A 23020-nucleotide genomic window follows, 5' to 3' on the forward strand; every position below is an offset into this window, starting at 1 on the left:
CCTTACAATAAGAGAGTAGAAATCATTTTATTTTAAAGGAGCGTTCACTTACATGACAAAATTTTTTGATAGAATTCTATTTGGCGGCGATTATAATCCAAATCAGTGGCCGAAAGAGATTTGGGAAGAAGACATTCGGATCTTTAAAAAAGCAAGTATCAATAGCGCGACCGTCAATGTTTTTTCATGGGCAAAGATCCAACCCTCTGAAAATTGTTATGATTTTGAGGAATTGGATCAAATCATCGAAAAATTAAGTACGGAAGGTTTCGACATCGTCTTAGCCACTTCCACAGCTGCTTTGCCAGCTTGGATGTTTAAGAAGTATCCAGAAGTCGCTCGCACCGATTATGATGGACGCCATCATAAGTTTGGGCAACGGCACAATGCCTGTCCCAACAGTTTGGTTTATCAAAAATACGCAGAACGCTTGGCAACGAAATTAGCCGAACGTTACGGCGAAAATCCACAAGTGACTTGTTGGCACATCAATAATGAATACGGCGGCGAATGTTATTGCGACAACTGTGAAAAAGCGTTTCGTGTCTGGTTAAAGGATAAATATCATACGATCGAAGCACTGAATAAAGCCTGGAATATGGAATTTTGGGGTCATACCGTGTATGAATGGGATGAAATCGTGCTGCCAAATGCGCTGTCAGAAGGAATCGGCTATGACAAGACGGCATTTGCAGGAATTTCTATTGACTACCGACGGTTCAACTCGGATAGCCTTTTAAAAAACTACATGATGGAGCGGGACGCTATTCGGAAAATCGATCCCACAACACCGATTACAACGAATTTGATGGGAACCTTTAAAGGACTGGATTATTTCAAGTGGGCAAAGGAAATGGACCTTGTTTCGTGGGATAATTATCCATCGTACAATACGCCATGGAGCTTAGTAGCCATGACCCATGATTTGATGCGCGGGTTAAAACAGCAACCCTTTATGCTGATGGAACAAACACCTTCCCAACAAAACTGGCAGCCTTATAATTCATTAAAAAAACCAGGACAGATGCGGGCGCAAAGCTATCAAACGATTGCTCATGGGGCAGATACGATCCAATACTTCCAATTGCGACGTTCCATTGGTGCTTGTGAGAAATTTCATGGTGCGGTCATCGAACATGTCGGTCATGAAGACACGCGGGTTTTCCGAGAAACAGCAGCTCTTGGGGCTGAATTAGCGCAGCTTTCAGACATCATTGGCACGCAAACCCAAGCACAGGTTGCTGTGATTTTCGATTGGGACAATTATTGGGCTTTAGAATATACGAGTGGTCCAACCGTTGACCTGAAATATGTGGAACAGATCCATCGCTACTATCGCTATTTTTACGAACAAAATATTGCGGTCGATTTGGTTCCCGTGGATGCTGACTTATCAAAATACAAGCTAGTCGCAGCTCCGGTTCTGTACATGATCAAAGAAGGGATGCAAGAGCGGCTAACTGATTTCGTTATGCAAGGCGGTGCTTTACTTACAACGTATATGAGCGGCATCGTTGATCAATCAGACAATGTTCACTTAGGCGGTTACCCTGGCCCCTTGCGGGAGTTAGCTGGCATCTGGGTGGAAGAAATCGATGCATTAGCGCCAGAACAATCAAACGGGGTTTCGTTAGTTAATGAAGAACTTACAGGAACAAGTAATTTAGTCAGCGATTTGATCCATTTAGAAAACGCCGAAGCGCTAGCGCATTACACGAGCAATTTCTATGCAGGAATGCCGGCAGTGACCAAAAATACATTTGGCGATGGAACCGTCTATTACTTTGGTGGACAGTTGGAAGATCAGCTGCAAGATCAGCTTTTCAAAACGATCGTCGAAGAGTCCGATATTACCCCAGTGATCGAGGAGGCAACAAAACTAGAAATTGCCTGTCGTGAAAATGAAGAGGCGAAATTTTTCGTCATCATCAATTTCCACGAAGAAGCACAACCGCTGCCAGAAATGTTTGTTGGAAAAACGGATCTTCTGACGGGTAAGGTTCTTTCTTCAGAAATGATGCTGACGCAATACACCACCTATATCGTCAAAGAGGGGCGTAACTGATGCGAACTTTTGCTATTGAAGATGACTTTTATTTAGACAACAAGCCTTTTAAAGTGATCTCTGGAGCGATCCATTATTTTCGTGTCGTTCCTGAATATTGGCAAGATCGCTTAGAGAAACTACGCTTGATGGGCTGTAATACCGTCGAAACCTATGTTCCTTGGAATCTTCATGAAGCACAGGAAGGTGTCTATCAATTTGATGGGATCCTTGATTTGCGGCGATTTATCCAAACGGCACAAGAAGTAGGGCTTTATGTCATTTTGCGACCAGCACCTTATATTTGTGCGGAGTGGGAATTTGGGGGACTGCCTTATTGGCTATTGCAAGACCCTATGATGAAGCTTCGGTTTGATTATCCCCCATTTATGGAAAAAATCACTCGTTATTTCGCCCATTTGTTTACACAAGTGCGGGATCTGCAGATCACCCAAGGCGGTCCGATTATAATGATGCAAGTAGAAAATGAATACGGCAGCTATGCCAATGATAAAGAGTATTTGCGGAAAATGGTGGCTGCGATGCAGCAGCATGGTGTAGAAACGCCGTTAGTGACCTCTGACGGACCTTGGCACGATATGCTAGAAAACGGCAGTATCAAAGACTTGGCATTGCCTACGATCAACTGCGGCTCCAACATCAAGGAAAATTTTGAAAAACTTCGAAAATTTCACGGAGAAAAACGGCCACTGATGGTCATGGAATTTTGGATCGGCTGGTTTGATGCCTGGGGTGACGACCAGCATCATACGACCTCAACACAAGATGCAGTAAAGGAATTGCAGGATTGTTTAACATTAGGTTCTGTCAATATCTATATGTTTCATGGCGGGACCAACTTTGGCTTTATGAACGGGTCAAATTATTATGAACGCTTAGCGCCGGATGTCACTAGCTATGATTACGATGCCTTGTTGACAGAATGGGGAGAACCTACTGCCAAATACCAAGCCTTCAAAAAGGTGATCGCTGACTATGCGGAAATTCCTGAGTTTCCCTTGAGTATGGAAATTGAGCGAAAAGCTTATGGAACATTCTCAGTGAAAGAACGAGTCTCCTTGTTTTCGACGATCGACACGATCAGTCAACCGATTATAAGTAATTACCCGTTATCGATGGAAGCCTGCAATCAAGCGACAGGTTATATCTATTATCGCTCACTGATTGGGCCTGCTCGGAAGATTGCCGACTACCGTCTGATCAATACGATGGATCGTGCCCATACGTTTATCAACCAGGAACTTTTGCGCATCGATTACGATCAAGAAATCGGTCAAACCTACAGTTTCGATTTATCAGAATCAGAAAACGAGTTGGGGATCTTAGTGGAGAATATGGGGCGGGTCAATTATTCCGTAAAAATGAACCATCAGCACAAAGGCATCAAAGACGGTGTGATCATCAACGGTGCCTTCCAAAGCAACTGGGAAATCTATCCCTTACCGATGGATAATTTGCATGCCATTGATTTCCAAGGAAAATGGCAAAAAGGACAACCAAGTTTCTCACGCTTTGAATGTGCTTTTGATGAATGTGCAGATACTTTTATCGAATTGCCAGGCTGGGGTAAAGGGTTTGTCCAAGTCAATGGTCATACGATCGGCCGTTTTTGGGAAAAAGGACCGCAGCAGCGCTTGTACGTCCCAGCACCGTTTTTAAAAATCGGAATGAATGAGATCATCGTTTTTGAAAGTGATGGGAAAATCGCTGATGAGATCGTCTTTCATGATCAGGCGGATTTAGGTCCAGAAGCATAAAAGTTCAAATTAATCATTGACAAACCCTAGCTTCAACTACTATCATAAGGGTAATCGAATCCGTGCTATGATCGGAAGAAAGAAAGAAGACCATTCCATGAAGCGAACTTGGGAGAGTGAAAGCCAAGTTGGAACCTTATTTCGCAGGCGTCCGTGAGCATGATCAATGAAGCTGCCGACTTGTCGGAAGTAGGGTGGAACCGCGAATTTATCGTCCCTATATCTATACAAAGTGTATAGATATAGGGACTTTTTTATGTTTCACACCAAGAATAGCCAAGAACAAAGGAGGGTTTTTATGTTATTTGATATGACGATTCCAGCAAGTGCGTTTACCGAAAAAAAGCTCAAAGTATTAGCAAGTATTCCACTGCAAGTTCGCCTTTTAAAGGATGAACAGCTTTTACATGAATTTACAACGAGTCCAGACCAAATGCTTTACGACTTATCGGATGTTTTAGAAGCAGATGTCGTGGTCGAAGTGAAATTGATCCCTGGATCAGTTGTCGAATTTTATCCTGTCGTCAATGCGTTATAAGAAAGGAAGAAAAAGATGAGTAAACTAACTGTGCAAGAGATGATTTTGACCCTGCAAAAATTCTGGTCCGAAAACGGCTGTATGCTGATGCAGGCCTATGATACAGAAAAAGGGGCTGGAACCATGAGCCCATACACATTTTTACGTGCAATCGGTCCAGAACCATGGAACGCCGCTTACGTAGAACCTTCTCGCCGTCCAGCTGATGGCCGCTACGGGGAAAACCCAAATCGTTTGTATCAGCACCACCAGTTCCAAGTCGTGATGAAGCCTTCTCCTGAAAATATCCAAGAGCTTTATTTAGAAAGCCTGCGTCTTTTAGGGATCGATCCATTAGAACATGATATTCGTTTTGTCGAAGATAACTGGGAAAATCCTTCAATGGGTTGTGCAGGTCTTGGTTGGGAAGTTTGGTTAGACGGGATGGAGATCACTCAGTTTACGTACTTCCAACAAGTCGGCGGCTTAGCATGTAAGCCAGTGACATCAGAGATCACTTACGGCTTAGAACGTCTGGCATCTTATATTCAAGAAGTTGAAAGTGTCTACGATCTTGAATGGTCTGCAGGTGTCAAATATGGTGAGATTTTCCGCCAACCTGAGTATGAACATTCAAAATATTCCTTTGAAGTCAGTGACCAAGACTTGCTTTTAGGGAACTTCGATCGTTTTGAAAAAGAAGCAAAACGCTGTATCGATGAACGCTTAGTTCATCCAGCTTACGACTATATCTTAAAATGCAGCCATACCTTCAATTTGTTGGATGCACGTGGTGCAGTCTCCGTCACTGAACGTGCTGGGTACCTCGCACGTATCCGTAACATGGCACGTCAAGTAGCAAAACTATTTGTAGCAGAACGGGAAAACCTCGGTTATCCATTGCTTGATCCAGAAGTGGCGCAAAAACTGATTGAGGAGGGAAAATAAGATGGCACAAAACCTATTATTAGAAATCGGCTTAGAGGAATTACCTGCGCATGTCGTAACCCCAAGTATGAAACAATTACAAGAAAAAACGGCAGCTTTCTTAGATGCTCATGCGTTGCCTTATACAACGATCGAAGCCTATTCCACACCTCGCCGCTTGGCTGTCTATGTCACCGGTATTCCTGAAAAACAAGCGGATACGCAAGAAGAGGTCAAAGGACCAGCGAAAAAAATCGCGTTAGATGATGCAGGCAATTGGTCGAAAGCAGCTCAAGGGTTTGTTCGTGGACAAGGATTGACAACCGATGACATCACCTTCCGTGAATTAAAAGGTGTTGAGTATGTCTATGTAACAAAACATACCCAAGGTCAACCAACCGTTGAGGTATTGAAAGGATTGCAGGAAGTAATCACGAGTTTGACGTTCCCAGTAACGATGCACTGGGCAGACTACGATTTTGAATATATCCGACCAATTCATTGGATCGTAGCACTCTTTGGTGAGCAAGTCATTCCTTTCCAAATCCTTGATATTGTTACCGGTCGCGAGTCAAAAGGTCATCGTTTCTTAGGTGAGGCGGTCACGTTTGATCATGCGGACGACTATTTGGAAAAAATGAAGCATCAATTTGTCATCGCTGATCCAAGCGAACGTCAACAAATGATCACCGCACAAATCAATGCGATCGCTCAAGAAAACAACTGGCGGATCGATTTAGATGAAGACTTACTAGAAGAAGTGACAAATCTAGTTGAATACCCAACAGCCTTTGTAGGGGACTTTGAAGAAAAATATCTTTCTGTCCCTGAAGAAGTATTAGTTACTTCTATGAAAGAACATCAACGTTACTTCGATGTCCGCACCCTTGACGGAGAATTGCTGCCGCACTTCATCTCTGCCCGCAACGGGGATGCTGTGAAAATCGATAATGTTATCAAAGGAAACCAAAAAGTCCTGACCGCTCGTCTAGAAGATGCTGAGTTTTTCTACAATGAAGACAAAAAGCTGACCATTGACCATTGCGTAGAAAAACTTAAGCAAGTCACCTTCCACGAAAAAATCGGCAGCTTATATGAAAAAATGCAACGTGTCGGACTAGCAGCGCAAATCATCGGGAAGACCGTTGGTTTAACACAAGAAGAACTGACCGACCTTCAACGGGCAGCTCAAATCTATAAATTTGATTTAGTGACCAATATGGTAGGGGAATTCCCTGAGTTGCAAGGGATCATGGGGGAAAAATATGCCCTGATCCAAGGAGAGAAACCAGCAGTTGCCCAAGCGATTCGTGAACACTACATGCCGATCTCAGCAGAAGGCGAGCTGCCACAATCAAAAATCGGGGCTGTTTTAGCGATTGCGGATAAATTAGACAGCTTACTTGCTTTCTTCGCTGTTGATATGGTTCCAAGCGGTTCAAACGATCCTTATGCTTTACGCCGTCAAACCTACGGGATTATCCGCATCTTAGCTGAAAAGCGCTGGTACTTCCCATTTGCTCAGTTGCAAGAAGAAATTCGTGAAGCCATTAATGCTCAACCAGAAGTTTTTGGGATTCAACTTGCCGCTGGTCAAGAACAAGTGACCGATTTTGTGAAAGGTCGTCTGCGTCAATTCTTACTCAGCAAAAATACGCGTCATGATGTCATCGAAGCTGTCTTAGGCGCACGTCAAGCAGACATCAGTACGTTGTTTGAAACGGCTCAAATGTTAAGAGAACATCTGCAAGACACCGACTTCAAACCATCGATGGAAGCTTTGACACGGGTGATCAATTTAGCGAAAAAAGCCGAATTGGATCAAGCAGCAATTGATCCTGCCTTGTTTGAAAACGACTCTGAAACTGCCTTGTATGAAGCGGTCTTAACAGTAGAGGACAAGTTCCCACATCAAACGATGGAAGAAAACTACCAAAGCTTAGTGGCACTGCGCCCATTGATCGAAGCTTATTTTGATCAAACAATGGTCATGGTGGAAGATGAACAGATTCGCCGCAACCGTTTTGCCTTGTTGGATAAAATCGCGAAGATGAGTCTGGCAGTGGCTAGTTTAGATGCTTTGATTACGAAATAAAAGAAGCTTGCAGTTGCACGTTTCTAAATAAAAAAAGCTGGAACTGAAAGAATCAGTTCTGGCTTTTTTCTATGTTTCTCGATTTACTTGTGTTCAGTCCCAAGAAAACCGTCCTTTTCGTACAATGAAAGGACGGTTTTTGGTGTTAAATTTTATAGCCGATCCCCCAAACGGTTTTGATATAAGAGGACTTCTTGTGGGTATCGTGCATTTTTTCCCGAAGGTTTCGAACGTGGACCATGATGGTATTATTGGAAGACGTGTAATATTTTTCGCCCCAAACCTCTTGAAACATTTCCTCAGAGCTTACCACTTGGCCTTTTCGCTCCATCAATAATTTTAAAATGGAAAATTCGATCGGCGTCAGGGAAAGTTCTTCTTCTTGCAAGAAACATTTTCGCTTATTGACATCTAATTCCAACTCCCTCACGATCAATTTGTTTTGATCTGAGCCGTTGTATTGAGTCGAGCGGCGTATCTGAGCTTTCACCCGAGCGATCACTTCCAACGGACGAAAGGGCTTGGTGATGTAATCATCGGCACCAATTGTCAAACCAGTGATCTTATCGATCTCCTCGGATTTAGCTGTCAACATAATAATTGGGTAATGATGCTTTTTGCGGATGATTTTACACAGGTCAAAGCCAGTGATATCTGGCAGCATGACATCAAGAATCGCCAAAGAAAAGCTGTTTTGCTCGATCTGTACCTGAGCTTCATTCCCATCTGCACAAGTGATGACAGAAAAATTTTCGTTTCGTAAATAAAAGGCAATCAAATCTGAAATTTCTTTTTCATCTTCAACTAAAAGTATCTTTTCCACTCGTATTGACCTTCCTTTTCAGTTAACTGACTTTCTAGTTTTTTCATGTTGATTTGTCGCTAAAGGCAATGTGACGATCATTTGAATCTCATTGTTCTTGCTAGCAGCTCGGATCGTTCCTTGATGCGCTAAAATAATTTCTTTGGCGATCGCCAATCCGAGACCTGCTCCACCTGTCTTGGTTGAACGAGCTTGATCCAGACGATAAAATTTTTCAAATAATGCCTCCAATTGTTCTTGTTCGATCGGCTCACTTTGATTCGCTAGGATAAAAATTGCTGCTTGTTCGTCTACGGTTAGCTGCATTGTGATCGTGGTTTGATCAGGCGCATAGGCAATGGCATTTTTTAACAGATTGTTTAACACTCGCGCCAACTGTTCACTATCGGCTTTTAATTTCAAGCTCTCTGGTCCAGAGTAGCAGATGGTTTGTTCTTTTTCTTTCAGAAGCGGATAGAATTCTTCTTGGATTTGCTTCAGTAAGAAGACGAAATCAAGTTCCCGTTGATACAATTGGATGTCTTGCAGATTAAAACGGGTGATGTCGAAAAATTCATTCATCAGCGTTTCCAAACGCTCAGACTTTTCTAAAGCAATCGTCAAGGATTGCGTCATTTGTTCATTGGTCAAGTTTTTCGTATCCAACAATAGATTGAGATAGCCGATCACTGAAGCCAAGGGAGTCTTCAAGTCATGCGCCAAATAGGTGATCAAGTCCTTGGTGCGCTGTGTTTCTTCCTTTAAAAGAGCCTCATTGCGGTTCATCGAATCTTTTATTTTTAATAATTCATGATCGATCGCTAGGCTGCCCGTCGAACTTGCTTCCGATTGAGAGAAAAAGAGCTGAATTCCTTCGGCGATCCTTGCAATTTTTTTCCTTGAAACATAACGATAGATAAAATAGCAAATCAAGGTAACGGCAAAAACGAGAAAGAGGGAGAATGCCAAGAACAATTGTTTAACAGGGCGCCAGTCGACAAATGTACCAAGGATCATCCCGCCTTGGCCATCACTTGATTCCACAACTTCCTGTAAAACGAGGTTTGAAAAAAAATTATCCAGCACCATTTGAATGAGTCTCGTTTCCTTTAATAGCCATAAGGCTCCTACCAATAAGAAGAAGCCAACCAGAAAAAAGACAAATGAAGAATATTTACTACGCATGAAACAGTCCTTTCTAACTCGTTCTTGATTCTTTCTTGATTATAGCAAAGAGGAGTAGGAGCGAATAGCTAATTCTTCTTAAGAATTCTTCATATTAATAAAAAAAGAACGGAAAAATTTTATTTTCTTAAGAAATCTTCAGCAGATATTAAGAGAAACGTTCAAAACGGAAATTGATTCAATGGTTAAATAAAGGTGGTCATTCGATTAACCAATCAGGAAGGTGAGATGTTTGAGAAAGCATATGAACAAATCAAAAAAGAGTTTCATGATCATCAGTAGTTTACTGATCATCGGCAGTTTAGGCTGGACGAGTGCCTGGGGGGTTGCTCGTCGTGAAGAACCTTCCATCACTCAAATAACTTTGCAAGATCTGCAACCGAGAGCAGATTTTTACTTAGTAGGAGTCGTTGAACCAGCAAGAACGGTTGAAGTCAAGGTGGATAGCTCAAGAGGATCAGTTGTTGAGAAAAAAGTAGAGGCAGGGGATCAAGTCAAAGTAGGGCAAGCTCTTTTTGTTTACTCTAACCCTGAGGTAGCTTTGGCCATTAAAGAAGCAGAACAGGCGACGGCAAATCGCTCGAGAGCTGTGGAACAAGCAAGACGGCAAACGAATCAAAAATGGGAACAATACAATAAGGTAACGAATCAGCTGGAGGAGACGAAACAAAAAATTGCCAGTGCGGAAGAAGAGGACAAAGAAGGGCTGGAAGATCGTAAAACCGATTTGGAAATGCAGCAAAGTCAATTACTGCTAGAAGCGCAAAACTTGGAAAGCAGCATTGGCGATGCCGAATTAGAGCTGGAACGGGCAGAATTAGAACTACGTTCAGTCAAAGAGCAACATGGCTCAGACGTCGTGGAAGCCGAAATTGATGGAATCGTTAAAGACGTGGACGAGCGACAAATGAATCGAAGCGCAAGTGAAGCGGCCCCAGAGAATCCTTTTATGACGATCGTTGATACCAGTCGGCTCTTTTTAAAAGGGACTGTGGATGAATTTCGCCGCAATCAACTTGAGCCTGGTCAAAAGGTTGAACTTAGAGACCGTAATGGCGGCAGTCAGCGATGGACTGGAAAGATCACCCGAGTTGGGGATATGAAAGAGCCTTCGGTAGTGGTTGAAGAACAAGGCTCAAACCCCAATTTGTCGCAATTTAGTTTTGAGGTCGTTTTGGATGAAAGTGAAGAGCCACCTAGTATTGGCATCCATTGTTTTGTAGAACGCATTGAGGAAGAGCAAACCGCGATCAAGCTGCCCAAATCTTTCGTGTTTTATGAAGAAGATAGGCCCTTCATCTACGTCGTTGAGGACCATAAAATCAGTAAACTATCCGTGGAAATCATGGAAGATGAAACGGATGAAGCCATGTATCTGTTAGAAAGTGAACTGGATATGCAAGTGGTGCTCGTCTTCCCAACAGTTCGGATCCAAGAAGGAATGGATGTGAAACCAAATGATCCAACTGATTGATGTCTGCAAAACGTTCCCACAGGGCACTAGCGAAATTCACGTTTTGAAAAAAATCAACTTAACAATCAATGCTGGCGAGTTTGTTTCCATCATGGGCCGATCAGGATCAGGCAAGTCGACCTTGATGAATATTATTGGCTGTTTAGACACGCCAACAACGGGCAGCTATCTACTTGATGGTAAAAATACCAGTCAAATGAGTGAAGATGAACTGTCCGAGATCCGCAATCAAAAAATCGGCTTCGTGTTTCAAAATTTTGAACTGTTGCCCAAACTATCCGTTTTACAAAATGCTGCCTTACCGCTCTTGTATGCTGGTGTCAATCAGGAAGAACGAACGACTCGAGCAATTCACGCCTTAGAAAGTGTCGGATTGAGGGATCGGATCGATTTTAGGATCAATCAGTTGTCAGGGGGGCAAAAACAACGAGTAGCGATCGCTCGGGCATTAGCAGGAGAAGCAAATGTGATTTTAGCAGATGAGCCGACAGGTTCTTTAGATACCGCTAATAGTCATGAGATCATGGCGTTATTTACTAAGCTGAACCATCATGGAAAAACAGTGGTTTTGATTACCCACGAACAAGAAGTCGCGGACTATGCAAAGCGGCAAATCGTCATTAAAGATGGTGAAGTTGTTGAGGAGGGCACAAGATGACCGAAAATATTCGCTTAGCCATTCACGCAATCTACCAGCATCGTTTGCGTTCCTTGTTGACGATGCTAGGAATCATTGTCGGGATTGCCTCGATCATTTCCATTGTGAGTATCATCAACGGAAATACTGAGAACATGAAAAAGCAGCTGATTGGTGGTGATACTAACTCGATGCGGATTGAATATGACGCCAGAAGTGCTTTTTTAGCGGGCGAAAGCGGCAGAAATGATCGTTTGCCTGATTATGCCCCGCAACTATCAGAAGGAGAGCTGCAAAAGTTGCTGACCATTGATCACGCCAAGAACGTTAGCTTGTTCTATGAAGCCAATCTGACAGTTTTCCAAAGAGACCAGCAAACCGATACGACAGTGCTAGGCATGGATGGCGGGTTCTTTGAAATTTTGCCCCATACGATCCTTGCTGGCAGAGCAATGACTGAAACCGAATTGCAGACACAAAAGCAAGTTGCGGTGATTACGAAAGATTTGGCGGAAATTTTTTTCTCGTATCGTGATCCTATCAATCAACTGATCGAAATCAATGGGACGCCCTTTCGCATCGTTGGCGTAGCTGTTTCTGACACGGAGCAACTGTCAGGGAAATATGTCTTCATCCCTCGAGGCAGCCAAAGTTTCGTCGAAGGAAAGCTCAACCAAAGGCCAACAGTGCTGTTTCAGGCAACGAATGCGGACGTCTTAGAATCAGCAGTCGTTCAAGCCAGCCATGAATTGACCAAGAGTATTCCGCCTTCAGATTTTGTTTTTTCCATCCGCAACTATGATGAAGTGCAGAAAATGACCGATGATATCAATCGATCGAATATGATTTTACTGGGGGGAATTGCTAGCATTTCCTTACTCGTCGGTGGGATCGGTGTAATGAATACGATGCTGGTCAGTGTGACAGAGCGTACCAGAGAGATCGGTTTGAAGAAAGCATTGGGTGCCAAACGTAAAGTGATTTTGCAGCAATTTTTGACAGAAGCAATCGTTTTATCGGTGATCGGGGGGCTGATTGGCATCATCGTCGGTCTGTTGATCAGTCTGATCGCTTTGCGTCTGTTAGAGTATCCGATGACGATCTCATTGTTATCCATTTTGATCAGTGTGTCATTTTCAATGCTGATCGGTACTATTTTTGGTTACTTACCCGCTTATAAAGCGTCGAAATTAAAACCGATCGAAGCATTACGCTATGAATAAAAGGGAGGTGTTTTTTATGAAAAAAAGTCAAACAGCGATTATCTTGTTTGTGGCATTACTTAGTGGTTGTGGTGTTGCTGCGAATGACCCACAGACAAACAACGACAACGTACCCATCAACAATCAAATCAATACGGCGCAAACGCAAACACAATCGAGTCAAAGTGGAGACGAGACGCAAAATAATCACGATCAAACCGATCAGACAAAAGCGCAACAAGTGACTCAGACTGATGCAGAGCGAGCGAATGAGGAATTGGCACAAGCAGATGAAACGGGCACACTCATTCTTATTGATGGTGATCGTTTTGAGATGGAATTGACGAACATTTCTCAAGGAACAGGGGAAGACGGCGAAGTCTTTGATATGGCGATCGCATCTGAGGAAAGATTATCCTTTACGATTACTAGCGAGACTGAGATAAAAGTAATTCTATATGATGCACAATCGCATAATTCTCGAATCGTGGAGGGCTCACGTGCGGATCTGCAGCTTGAACGATCGGTAAGTCTTTATGGGCAGCGAGTAGGTGACACCTTTATTGCCACGAAAGTCCTCGTCTTACAAATCAATTAATCGTTATGCTTAAAAGACAACGAAAACAATATTCGCCTGACAGATCACAAGATGATTTGTCAGGCGAGTGTTTATTTTCGGGTCAATTTTACCACTACTTCGCAGCGGGCGGTTTGTGGAAACATATCTACTGATTGCAGATATTCTACGTGAAATACTTTGGCTAATTGGACCAAGTCTCTTGCTAAAGTAGAAACATTACAAGATATATAGACCATCTTTTTCGGTGGTTGTTTCAGCAAAGCTTGCAATAATCGTTCATCCAAGCCTGTCCTTGGTGGATCAACAATGATGCTATCAGGTTTGAAGCCTTCATTGAACCATTTTGGTAAGAGCTCCTCAGCAGTCCCCGTTTCATAATGGGTATTTTGGGCACCAATGCGGCGTGCATTTTCTTGGGCATTTTCAATTGCTTGAGGAATAATGTCCATGCCGCGGACTTCTTTGGCATATGGAGCCACGCTCAACCCAATCGTTCCCACACCGCAATAGGCATCAACGACTGTTTCATTTTTGCTCAAGTCAAGGGCTTTTAACCCTTCTTGATACAAGATGCTGGTTTGCTGTGGATTCAGCTGGAAGAATGCGCGGGCGGACAAGTCGAAGGTCAGTTCATTCAACCGTTCTTCGATCGCTTCTTTGCCCCAAAGATGAATCGTTTCCTCTCCCATGACGACGGACGTTTTTTTGTTTTGCACATTTTGCATGATGGAAACGACTTGCGGCAAGCGCTGATTGATCTCGCGAATCAGCGCATTTTTTTGCGGCAGTTTGACAGAGTTGGTAATGAACACGACTTGAACTTCGCCAGTCGCGATCCCGATACGAACCATCAATGTCCGTAGAATCCCGCTGTTCTTGCGTTCATCGTAAATCGGGATCTGGTATTTATTCAACAATTGGACGATGCCGTTGATCACTTTTTGCGTATCTTGTTCTTGTACGAGGCAATCATCAATGGCGACTAAGCGATGAGACTCCATTTCGTATAAACCCGCTTCGATTCGTTTGGTTTGACTGTTGTAACGCAATTGAAATTGTGCTTTGTTGCGGTAATGCCAAGGAACATCCATGCCTAAAGTATCCCTTAGTTCAAACTGTTGGTAGCCTTTTGGCTTAAATTTTTCAAGTGCTTGTTTCAATAGGTCTTTTTTGAAGTCTAATTGTTTGTCGTAGACTAAGTGCTGCAATTGGCAGCCGCCGCACCGGTCGTAAAACTTGCAGGGTGGTTGGATGCGATCGCTGCTTGGCTTGATGATTTTGGTCATCTTAGCTTCAGCAAAGCGGGGAGATGCTTTGGTGACTTCGGCAATGACCTGTTCCCCCGGTAGAACACGGGGAACAAAGATGATCAGCTTTTTGTAATACCCGATGCCTTCTCCGTTGATCCCCAAGCGTTTGATCGTTAGTTGTAGTTTTTGTCCAAGCTGGACTTGTGTATTTGCCATGTGAACTCCTTAAATAAAATAGTCAGTTCATTTTACCACATTTTTTCAGCTTGATTAGAAGGAATTTCATCGTAGTTGTGGTAAAATAGAATGTACGTTCGCGAGGTGAAGAAGATGAATACAATTATTCGTATCGATAAAGGAAAAGGACCATTTTATGAAGTGGCGACATCAGAAGGTGAAACGCTGCGGGTCTCAGAAGATCTTTTGGTCCGTTTTCGGCTATTAAAAGGCAAGGAACTGAGTGAAGAAGAATTAAAAGAAATCAAAAAAAGTGCGGGGTTTGATTTAGGATTGCAGCAAGCCATGAACTATATCAGCTATCAGCTGCGTTCTGAAATGGAAGTCCGTACCTATTTGAAAGACAAAGAAATCGAAAAACAAGACCGAGACTTAGTCGTTGAACGTCTGAAAGAGTTGAATTTGATCGATGACAAAAACTACGGAGAAAGCTACATTCGCACCCAAGTCCGCATGAGTGATAAAGGACCCGTGGTCATCAGTCAGCAACTGAGAAAAAAAGGATTAAAAGATTCCGTGATTCAGGAAGTATTGCCTTTGTATACCGAGGAAATGCAGTTTGAAGTCGGTTATCATACGGCTGAAAAAGCGATGCGTCGTTTTCACAACAAAAGCCATAAAGAAATGATCCAAAAGATAAAAATGCATTTGATGCAAAAAGGTTTTCATCAAGGAGTCATTCAGATGATTTTGGATGAATTACCGATGGAAAAAGATGAGGACCAAGAAAATGAAGCGCTCCAAAGAGAAGGTGCCCGACTTATGCGGCGGCATCAGCGGTTACCGTTGATGAAACGAAAAATGAAAATCAAGCAAGGCCTTTATCAAAAAGGGTTTGCCATCGATGATATACAACGATTCTTAGATGAGGAAGTAATGGATGAGTAAGCAATGGCAAACTTGGGATGAAGAAAAAATCAAGACGTTCCAAGAAACATTTTTAACTTGGTATCATAAAGAAAAACGCAATCTCCCTTGGCGGGCGACCAACGATCCGTATGCAATCTGGATCTCAGAGATCATGCTTCAACAAACACGAGTGGAGACAGTGATTGGCTATTTCTATCGTTTTATGGAACAATTCCCGACGATCCAAGACTTGGCGGCAGCCGAAGAACAAAAGCTTTTAAAGGTTTGGGAAGGTTTAGGTTATTACTCTCGTGCCCGTAACCTTAAGGCTGCCGCCCAGCAAATCGTTGCCGAATTCGACGGAGAAATGCCCCAATCAATTGAAGAGATTCGCTCATTAAAAGGAATTGGTCCCTACACAGCTGGAGCGATTGGCAGTATTGCTTTTGGCTTGCCAGAACCGGCAATCGATGGAAATGTGATGCGGGTCGTCAGTCGGTTATTTTGTATCGAAGCAGATATTGCGAAAGCCAGCAGCCGAAGACCATTTGACGAGGCGATGAGAACAATCATTTCCCCCGATGAACCTGGTGAGTTTAATCAAGCCTTGATGGATCTTGGCTCACGAATCTGTACACCCACTACACCGAAATGTGAAGAGTGTCCCATCAGTCAGTATTGTCTTGCTTATGCGGAGAATCGACAAACAGACTTTCCAGTGAAATCGAAAAAAGCAAAGCCAAAAGATGTCTATTACATCGCAGGCGCCATCGAAGATCAAGGCTCGTTTTTACTCGTGCAGCGACCTGAAACAGGCTTATTGGCTTCTATGTGGCATTTTCCTTTGGTAGAAGTGACGAAAGAACAGTACGAGGCTCTGCAGCGAACATGGGCAAAAGAGGAGCAGCTGCAGTTGGATTTGATTGCCGAAGATGATGCGCTCGAGATTTTTCCTGATCTACCTGTCGTTTGGCAAAAACGACATTTTGGCGAAATCACTCATATCTTTAGTCATTTGAAATGGCACGTCCTTTTATTTTACGGCAGAAAACGTGGAGAGCTCACGTTACAAGACAGCGAATGGGCAGCAAAAGAATCCTTTCAAAACTATGTTTTCCCAAAACCCCAGCAGAAATTGGTGGATCAATTAAAGAAATATCAGAAACTCGATAAAGATTTCTAGGCAAAGCTTTCTTTTATTGCTATAATATTAACGATGTCGGTGTAATGAACACCCAAACAAAACGCAAGTTTTCTTGCTGAGGGAAGGGTTGCTATGCGAGTTCCAAAAGAAGGAGAGTTTGTCAGCATTCAAAGCTACAAACATGACGGCAATTTGCATCGAACGTGGCGGGATACGATGGTCTTAAAGACCAGTGAATTCTCAGTGATAGGGGTCAACGATCATACATTAGTGACCGAATCAGATGGAAGACGCTGGGTTACCCGTGAACCAGCAATTGTATATTTTCATAAAAAATACTGGTTTAATGTTATTGCAATGATTCGAGAAAAGGGGGTTTCCTATTATTGTAATCTTGCTTCACCGTATTTACTTGATGAAGAGGCATTGAAATATATCGATTATGACCTTGATATCAAAGTATTTCCTGATGGCGAGAAACGTTTACTAGATGTGGATGAGTATGAATTGCACAGTAAGATTATGCAATATCCGCAAGACATTGATTTTATCTTGAAAGAAAATGTCAAAATTTTAGTAGATTGGATCAATAATGGCAAAGGACCCTTTTCGCAAGGGTATGTGGACATTTGGTATGATCGCTACAAGCAGTTGTCTCAAAAATAAGTGAAATGGGTCGGATCGCTCATTTTTCCCGAGAAACTTCAACCATTTCGGTTGAAGTTTTTTTGTGCTGTGAGAGGGTTGCTTCTAGCAGTTGCCTTTAAGTTCTGTTTAAGCTGCTAGTCCCATGATAGAAAGACCAAGAAAAAGTGGGGGAAGCAAATGAAGAAAAAAGGGAAGCTTGTTATCGGTACTACCATGATTCTACTTTTTGCGGCAGGTTTTGCTGTGTTGAGAAATGATCATTTTGTTCAAGAAGAGACCCAAGAAAGCACGGCTCGAACCGAGTCGGACGCTCAAGCAGAAGAGGTCGCACAAACGGCAAGCATGGTCCAAATTTACGTGGATCCCTCAGAATACGATGCAGCGATTGAAAGTGAGAACGATTATGTATCGATCTATCAGACAACAAGTCAAGAGACCGTCATCGGGAAGATCCACCGTGGAAGTTGGGCAACCGTACTTAGTCAAACAGAAGAGATGGTTGAAATCCAAACAGACGATGGAATAACGGGTTACATTGAAAAGCATTCTGCATCCATCCAAGAAGTTCCACTTTCGGAGACTCCAAAAAAATTGTCAGACTTTAAAGTCGTTCTTGATGCGGGGCACGGCGGCGAAGATTCTGGGGCACTGTCAACGGATCAAACGATCATGGAAAAAGATTTGACGTTAGCCACCGTCCAAACGATTGGCGAAGTACTGACCCAAGCGGGAATTCAAGTTAGTTATACACGCACCGAAGATCGCTATTTAGCGCTGTCTGAAATTACTGCAGCTTCACTCTCGGAGGAACCAGATCTATTTATCAGCATTCATTACGATAATTCAGAGCTACCAAATAGCATTCAAGGACTGACAACTTACTATTACTATACTGGGGCAAAAGAGATGGCAGAAACGATCACTTCCAGTTTGAGTAGTTCAGTGGCATTGAGTTCCAACGGCACTCGTTTTGGTAACTATTATGTTTTACGAGAGCAATATATTCCAGCAGTTTTGTTGGAGTTAGGCTATTTGAACAGTGACACTGATTTAGCGGTGATTACAAGTGAAGGCTATGATCAAAGGGTGGCGCAAGCGTTGCTGACAGCGATTGAAGAGATCGTTGAAGCAGAGGAATAAAAAACAGCGACCACAAAACAGAGGAAGGATCTGTTTTGTGGTCGCTGTTTTAAGTAATCACTGCTCGTTAAAAGGTTTTGCTCATTTTGATATGGGGCATATCCGCGTCTAAAAAGACATCGCCTTCAGGCTGATAACCTAACTTCAAGTAAAATTCTTTGGCAGTTAACTGTGCCCCTAACGTGACTTTTTTGATTCCTTGTTTTTGAATGAAAGCTTCCGCTCCCTCGATCAACTGCCTGCCGTAGCCTGAACCTCGATGAGCAGCTGGCACCGCCATTCGCTGTAATTTCACCTCATGATCAGAGATCGGTAAAAAACGTAAGGTTGCGACTGCTTCATTGTCATTGTCATATAAGACGAAATGAACAGCCAATGCCTCATTTTCATCTACTTCTAATGCTAATGGAACCCCTTGCTCTTTTACGAACACTTGATTTCGTATTTTCAATGACGCCAAATAGATCTCACTTAGCGTATCTTTTGTTTGTGCGATATGCATAAAAAAAACTCACCTCAGCTATGATTTCTCCGTTATTTTTATTAGTATACCACTTTTTTTACAAATTTCTTTTTTTTGCGGCTAAAGTCGCAAGCTTTTTTTTACAAAATCAACTATAATGTTATAAAAAAGGGAGGGAATCTTTTGTTCGACAAATTCAAACAATCAAAACTGTTCTTTTGGTCATTGGAAGCATTGGTTTTAGTGACACTCGTGTTTGTGTTAAGTAAAGTCAATTTTCTATTTGCACCGATCGGCACGTTTTTTTCTACTTTATTTGCACCAGTATTGATTGCTGGCTTTCTGTATTATCTGCTAAATCCAATCGTCCTATTTTTGATGAAAACGACAAAAATAAAACGACTGTTTGCTGTCATATTGGTTCTATTGTTATTAGTAGCAGCAATCATCTTGATTTTTGTCAGCGTTATTCCTAATCTGGTGAGTCAGATTACTTCATTGGCGGAAAATATTCCAACATTTGCCAAAAATATGGAAAGCTGGATCTCAAGAATCGCAGATGATCCATTTTTCAAACAAATCGATATCGCGCAGCAGTTAGAAAACCTAAATCTTTCTTATGGTTCTTTGCTGCAGCAGTTTCTTAGTGGGTTATCCACTAGCTTAGGATCGATCGTCAGTACGATTGCTTCCGCGACGATGATCATCGTTACAGTCCCATTCATCCTTTTCTACATGTTGAAGGATGGAGAAAAGCTAGTTCCTAATCTGAAAACTGTCTTTCCAGAAAGAAGACGAGAGCAGATTGTTGGGTTGCTAGGTGACTTAAACAAGACATTATCCAATTACATCAGTGGGCAAGCGATCGAATGTATTTTTGTCGCTACCTTCACGTTTATTGGGTACTGGATGATCGGCGTCAACTATGCCTTTCTTTTTGGGGTGATCGCAGGGGTCACAAACTTGATTCCTTATTTAGGTCCGTATCTTGGCTTGATTCCAGCAGTCTTAGTGACGGTCTTTGATGAACCGTTCCGCGCATTGCTGTGCTGTGTCGTGGTACTAGTCGTCCAACAATTAGATGGAAATGTTATCTACCCGAATGTGATCGGAAAATCATTAGCGATCCATCCATTAACGATCATCTTGGTTTTATTGGTCGCTGGAAATCTGGCAGGTTTGCTGGGAATTTTCTTAGGAGTACCGTTTTACGCAATTTGTCGGACGATCGTGGTCTTTATTGTTCGTCTGATCAAAGATGACAAAATCAAGAAAAATCAAGAACGGTTGATCGAGTAATCAATGACTGGTGTTTTTTATTGCAAAGAAAAAAACTTTGTGATAGGATTTTATCGTGGGCTAAGCCCACGATTTTTTTTAGAATATGAAAAAATAAGGAGAGAATGCTATTATGAATGCTGACCCCGAGAGTCAGTCGCTTCTAGCGCAAATTTTATTATTGATCGTTTTGACATTGATCAACGCTTTTCTAGCGGCCTCTGAGATCGCAGTCGTCTCAGTCAACAAAAACCGTGTGGAGCAAAAAGCGGAAGAAGGAAATGTCAAATCACAAAAATTATTGAAAATCATTGATAATCCAACAAATTTCTTGTCAACGATCCAAGTTGGGATTACCTTGGTGAATATCTTATCTGGGGCATCTCTGGCAGATACCTTGTCGACCCGTCTGGCACCTTTATTAGGTGGGGGAACGGCGGCTAAAAGCTTAGCGAACATTATCGTTTTAGCGATCTTGACCTATGTGTCGATCGTTTTCGGTGAGTTGTATCCAAAACGTATCGCCATGAACAAATCAGAAGAAGTTGCCCAGTTCACTTCTGGTGTGATTCGAACGATCGGGATTATTGCAAAACCCTTCGTCTGGTTCTTATCTGCTTCAACAAGCTTATTGGCGCGGATCACTCCAATGGAATTTGACGATGAAGACACAAAGATGACCCGTGATGAAATGCGGTATATGTTGGAAACAGAAGGAGTCTTCGAAGAAGATGAATTAGAGATGCTGCAAGGGATCTTTTCATTAGATACGAAAGTCGCCCGTGAAGTCATGGTTCCCCGAACCTCTGCCTTTATGGTGGATATCAATGACTCAGTAGAAGAAATTTTGACTGAAATTTTAGCAGAAAATTATTCTCGTATTCCTGTATATAATGAAGATAAAGACAAAGTCGTTGGGATTTTGCATACCAAAAACCTTTTGAAATGTGCCTACAAATACGGCTTTGAAACAATGGACATCAAGCAGATCTTGCAAGAACCATTGTTTGTTCCAGAAACAGTCTTTATCGATGATTTGCTTTATGAATTAAAGAAAACCCAAAACCAAATGGCGATCTTGCTTGATGAATACGGCGGAGTCGTTGGGTTAGTTACGTTAGAAGACTTGCTTGAAGAAATCGTCGGTGAGATCGATGATGAATCCGATGAGGTCGAAGAGCTTTATGAAAAAATCTCTGATAAAGAATACGTGATCCAAGGTCGGATGCTGATCGATGATTTCAATGAAGCTTTCAATATGAGCTTGCATATGAGCGACGTCGATACGATGGCAGGCTACCTGATCACTGCTTTAGGAATGATTCCAGATGAAGGAGAAAAACTTTCCTTTGAAGTGGATAACGTGAAATTGATTTCTGAAGAAATGGAAGGATCACGTGTCTTGAAGATCCGTGTAATCTTCCATGATCCAGAAGAAGGCGAAGTGGAACCAGAAGAAGAACGCCGCTATTTCCGCAAAGATTTTGAGGAAGATGAGCCTCGCCGTTAAAGTTCCGCATGAATGAAATGAGAAAGACCAAGGCAACTGCTTTGGTCTTTTTTGTTCCTTTTTTTACTTATTCCCCTTGATTTGTTTGTAAGAAACGGTTACGATAAATCTAATCAATAATACAGTTTAAAAACAGATAAAAAAACACGTGTATCTTATCGTTAAGCACTTTGATTGCAATTTTCCGTAAGAAAAGCGAGAATATCCATAGAAATCTAATAAGAACGAGGGGCTTGAAATGAAATTTTACCGTATGCTTAGTGATGATATCCGTTACAATTTGGCAACTGAAGAGTATTTAATGAATAACGTAGATGTTTCAGAACCTTGTCTTCTGTTATACATACAAAAACCATGTGTTATAATCGGCAGAAATCAAAATGCGTATCAAGAGATTGATTTTGACTATTTAAGGAGTCGCAATATCGTGTTGACTCGCAGGACATCTGGCGGTGGAGCAGTTTATGACGATCTAGGCAACATGAGCTTTAGTTTTGTCACCAAAAAAGATGCCACGAGTTTTGGTGACTACCAAAGTGCAACACAACCGATCATGAAAGGCTTAGCGGCAATGGGAGCCAAGGAGGTAGAAGTACATGGCCGCAATGATCTGTTCATTGATGGGAAAAAGTTTTCTGGCAATGCGATGTATACAAAAAAAGGTCGAACGTATTCTCATGGCACATTGATGTATGATGTGGATCTAGAAGAATTAACAAAAGTCCTACACGTTGCCCAAGAAAAAATTGCCTCTAAAGCAACGAAATCCGTACGGAAAAGTGTGACGAATATTAAACCGTATTTGGCAGAACAATACCAATCAATGGATACCAAGGCATTTCGAGATACACTCCTTTGCCGAATCTATGAAGTAGAATCGATTGATGAAATCAGTGAGCAAGAGATCGTCTTGACGGATGCGGATCGCCAAGCAATCCAAACGTTGTTTGAAGAACGTTACGCGAACAATGAGTGGATTTTTAATGAAGCGCCTGCTTTTGAATGGCAAAAAAGAAAGCGGTTTGCGCAGGTTGGGATCGTTGAAGTCGATTTTACTGTCAACAAAGGCAAGATTGCAGCGATTCAAATTACCGGTGATTTTTTTGGACAAAAAGAGATCAGTGAACTTGAAGCGATGCTACGAGGTATTGATTTTGAACAAAACACCATTAGCCGCTTGCTAAAGGATATTGCCATCGAGCAATTTATCCATCAGATGACTAACGCTGAATTTCTTGCGTTGCTGTTTGATTAGGAGGA

At 42.3% G+C, this 23020-nt stretch carries 20 protein-coding genes; 16 read left to right on the top strand and 4 right to left on the bottom strand.

Going from position 1 to position 23020, the window contains the following annotated elements; genetic code table 11:
• The first annotated feature begins 52 nt into the window (after nucleotides 1–52).
• The 5 genes from IGJ25_RS07960 to glyS all read left to right on the top strand — a co-directional run bounded on the left by IGJ25_RS07960 (nucleotide 53) and on the right by glyS (nucleotide 7361).
• On the top strand, nucleotides 53–2065 hold the full coding sequence (locus tag IGJ25_RS07960) for a beta-galactosidase (protein WP_081116564.1): 2013 nt from the start codon (nucleotides 53–55) through the stop codon (nucleotides 2063–2065).
• A complete protein-coding gene (locus tag IGJ25_RS07965) occupies nucleotides 2065–3822 on the top strand; it encodes a glycoside hydrolase family 35 protein (protein WP_081116565.1) in 1758 nt (585 codons plus the stop codon). The genes IGJ25_RS07960 and IGJ25_RS07965 overlap by 1 nt, the downstream gene beginning before the upstream one ends.
• Nucleotides 3823–4120: 298 nt before the next feature.
• Nucleotides 4121–4360: a hypothetical protein gene (locus IGJ25_RS07970; protein ID WP_015509542.1), complete on the top strand. Its 240-nt coding sequence runs from the start codon at nucleotides 4121–4123 to the stop codon at nucleotides 4358–4360.
• A 15-nt stretch (nucleotides 4361–4375) separates the two neighbouring features.
• Nucleotides 4376–5287 carry a glycine--tRNA ligase subunit alpha gene (gene glyQ / locus IGJ25_RS07975; RefSeq protein ID WP_005225852.1) on the top strand — a complete coding sequence of 304 codons (912 nt, stop codon included), beginning with the start codon at nucleotides 4376–4378 and terminating at the stop codon, nucleotides 5285–5287.
• A 1-nt stretch (nucleotide 5288) separates the two neighbouring features.
• Nucleotides 5289–7361, top strand: a complete 2073-nt coding sequence (gene glyS / locus IGJ25_RS07980; protein ID WP_034868511.1) for a glycine--tRNA ligase subunit beta — start codon at nucleotides 5289–5291, stop codon at nucleotides 7359–7361.
• A 145-nt stretch (nucleotides 7362–7506) separates the two neighbouring features.
• Here glyS and IGJ25_RS07985 read toward each other — a convergent pair whose 3' ends face one another.
• Both IGJ25_RS07985 and IGJ25_RS07990 read right to left on the bottom strand, forming a co-directional pair.
• Nucleotides 7507–8184, bottom strand: coding sequence for a response regulator transcription factor (locus IGJ25_RS07985; protein WP_016610236.1), 678 nt, complete (start codon nucleotides 8182–8184; stop codon nucleotides 7507–7509).
• 18 nt (nucleotides 8185–8202) lie between these two features.
• Nucleotides 8203–9348 carry a sensor histidine kinase gene (locus IGJ25_RS07990; protein ID WP_081117305.1) on the bottom strand — a complete coding sequence of 382 codons (1146 nt, stop codon included), beginning with the start codon at nucleotides 9346–9348 and terminating at the stop codon, nucleotides 8203–8205.
• A 244-nt stretch (nucleotides 9349–9592) separates the two neighbouring features.
• Here IGJ25_RS07990 and IGJ25_RS07995 point away from each other — a divergent pair, with 244 nt between their 5' ends.
• The 4 genes from IGJ25_RS07995 to IGJ25_RS08010 are packed head-to-tail and all read left to right on the top strand — an operon-like array spanning nucleotide 9593 to nucleotide 13259.
• Nucleotides 9593–10822, top strand: a complete 1230-nt coding sequence (locus tag IGJ25_RS07995; RefSeq protein WP_438779235.1) for an efflux RND transporter periplasmic adaptor subunit — start codon at nucleotides 9593–9595, stop codon at nucleotides 10820–10822.
• Nucleotides 10806–11480 (top strand): ABC transporter ATP-binding protein, encoded by a 675-nt coding sequence (locus IGJ25_RS08000; protein ID WP_081117303.1) that lies wholly within the window; start codon nucleotides 10806–10808, stop codon nucleotides 11478–11480. Before IGJ25_RS07995 ends, IGJ25_RS08000 begins: the two co-directional genes overlap by 17 nt.
• Nucleotides 11477–12682, top strand: coding sequence for an ABC transporter permease (locus tag IGJ25_RS08005; protein ID WP_081117302.1), 1206 nt, complete (start codon nucleotides 11477–11479; stop codon nucleotides 12680–12682). The genes IGJ25_RS08000 and IGJ25_RS08005 overlap by 4 nt, the downstream gene beginning before the upstream one ends.
• Nucleotides 12683–12698: 16 nt before the next feature.
• On the top strand, nucleotides 12699–13259 hold the full coding sequence (locus IGJ25_RS08010) for a hypothetical protein (RefSeq protein WP_179135488.1): 561 nt from the start codon (nucleotides 12699–12701) through the stop codon (nucleotides 13257–13259).
• Between the two features lie 71 nt (nucleotides 13260–13330).
• Here IGJ25_RS08010 and rlmD read toward each other — a convergent pair whose 3' ends face one another.
• Nucleotides 13331–14707: a 23S rRNA (uracil(1939)-C(5))-methyltransferase RlmD gene (gene rlmD, locus IGJ25_RS08015; protein ID WP_081117300.1), complete on the bottom strand. Its 1377-nt coding sequence runs from the start codon at nucleotides 14705–14707 to the stop codon at nucleotides 13331–13333.
• A gap of 114 nt (nucleotides 14708–14821) precedes the next feature.
• On the opposite strand from rlmD, the gene recX reads away from it, so the two are divergent.
• From recX to IGJ25_RS08035, 4 genes are all read left to right on the top strand, one after another.
• Nucleotides 14822–15616, top strand: coding sequence for a recombination regulator RecX (recX, locus tag IGJ25_RS08020; protein ID WP_179135487.1), 795 nt, complete (start codon nucleotides 14822–14824; stop codon nucleotides 15614–15616).
• On the top strand, nucleotides 15609–16760 hold the full coding sequence (gene mutY / locus IGJ25_RS08025; RefSeq protein WP_081117298.1) for an A/G-specific adenine glycosylase: 1152 nt from the start codon (nucleotides 15609–15611) through the stop codon (nucleotides 16758–16760). Before recX ends, mutY begins: the two co-directional genes overlap by 8 nt.
• Nucleotides 16761–16853: 93 nt before the next feature.
• On the top strand, nucleotides 16854–17387 hold the full coding sequence (ntdP, locus tag IGJ25_RS08030; protein ID WP_005225863.1) for a nucleoside tri-diphosphate phosphatase: 534 nt from the start codon (nucleotides 16854–16856) through the stop codon (nucleotides 17385–17387).
• 159 nt (nucleotides 17388–17546) lie between these two features.
• Nucleotides 17547–18509 carry an N-acetylmuramoyl-L-alanine amidase gene (locus tag IGJ25_RS08035; protein WP_081117297.1) on the top strand — a complete coding sequence of 321 codons (963 nt, stop codon included), beginning with the start codon at nucleotides 17547–17549 and terminating at the stop codon, nucleotides 18507–18509.
• A gap of 67 nt (nucleotides 18510–18576) precedes the next feature.
• On the opposite strand, the gene IGJ25_RS08040 is transcribed toward IGJ25_RS08035, so the two are convergent.
• Complete coding sequence (locus IGJ25_RS08040) at nucleotides 18577–19011, bottom strand: GNAT family N-acetyltransferase (RefSeq protein WP_010748065.1); 435 nt, start codon at nucleotides 19009–19011, stop codon at nucleotides 18577–18579.
• Nucleotides 19012–19155: 144 nt separating this feature from the next.
• Between IGJ25_RS08040 and IGJ25_RS08045 the strand changes: the two genes are divergently transcribed.
• The 3 genes from IGJ25_RS08045 to IGJ25_RS08055 all read left to right on the top strand — a co-directional run bounded on the left by IGJ25_RS08045 (nucleotide 19156) and on the right by IGJ25_RS08055 (nucleotide 23015).
• Complete coding sequence (locus tag IGJ25_RS08045; RefSeq protein WP_005225866.1) at nucleotides 19156–20271, top strand: AI-2E family transporter; 1116 nt, start codon at nucleotides 19156–19158, stop codon at nucleotides 20269–20271.
• 112 nt (nucleotides 20272–20383) lie between these two features.
• The gene (locus IGJ25_RS08050) at nucleotides 20384–21760 is read left to right on the top strand and encodes a hemolysin family protein (protein ID WP_005225867.1); all 1377 of its coding nucleotides are present in this window, start codon (nucleotides 20384–20386) and stop codon (nucleotides 21758–21760) included.
• A gap of 238 nt (nucleotides 21761–21998) precedes the next feature.
• Nucleotides 21999–23015, top strand: a complete 1017-nt coding sequence (locus tag IGJ25_RS08055) for a lipoate--protein ligase (RefSeq protein ID WP_074934723.1) — start codon at nucleotides 21999–22001, stop codon at nucleotides 23013–23015.
• Nucleotides 23016–23020: the final 5 nt, after the last annotated feature.

The organism is Enterococcus sp. DIV0240d (assembly GCF_051711245.1).
GTDB classification, from domain to species: domain Bacteria; phylum Bacillota; class Bacilli; order Lactobacillales; family Enterococcaceae; genus Enterococcus_D; species Enterococcus_D casseliflavus.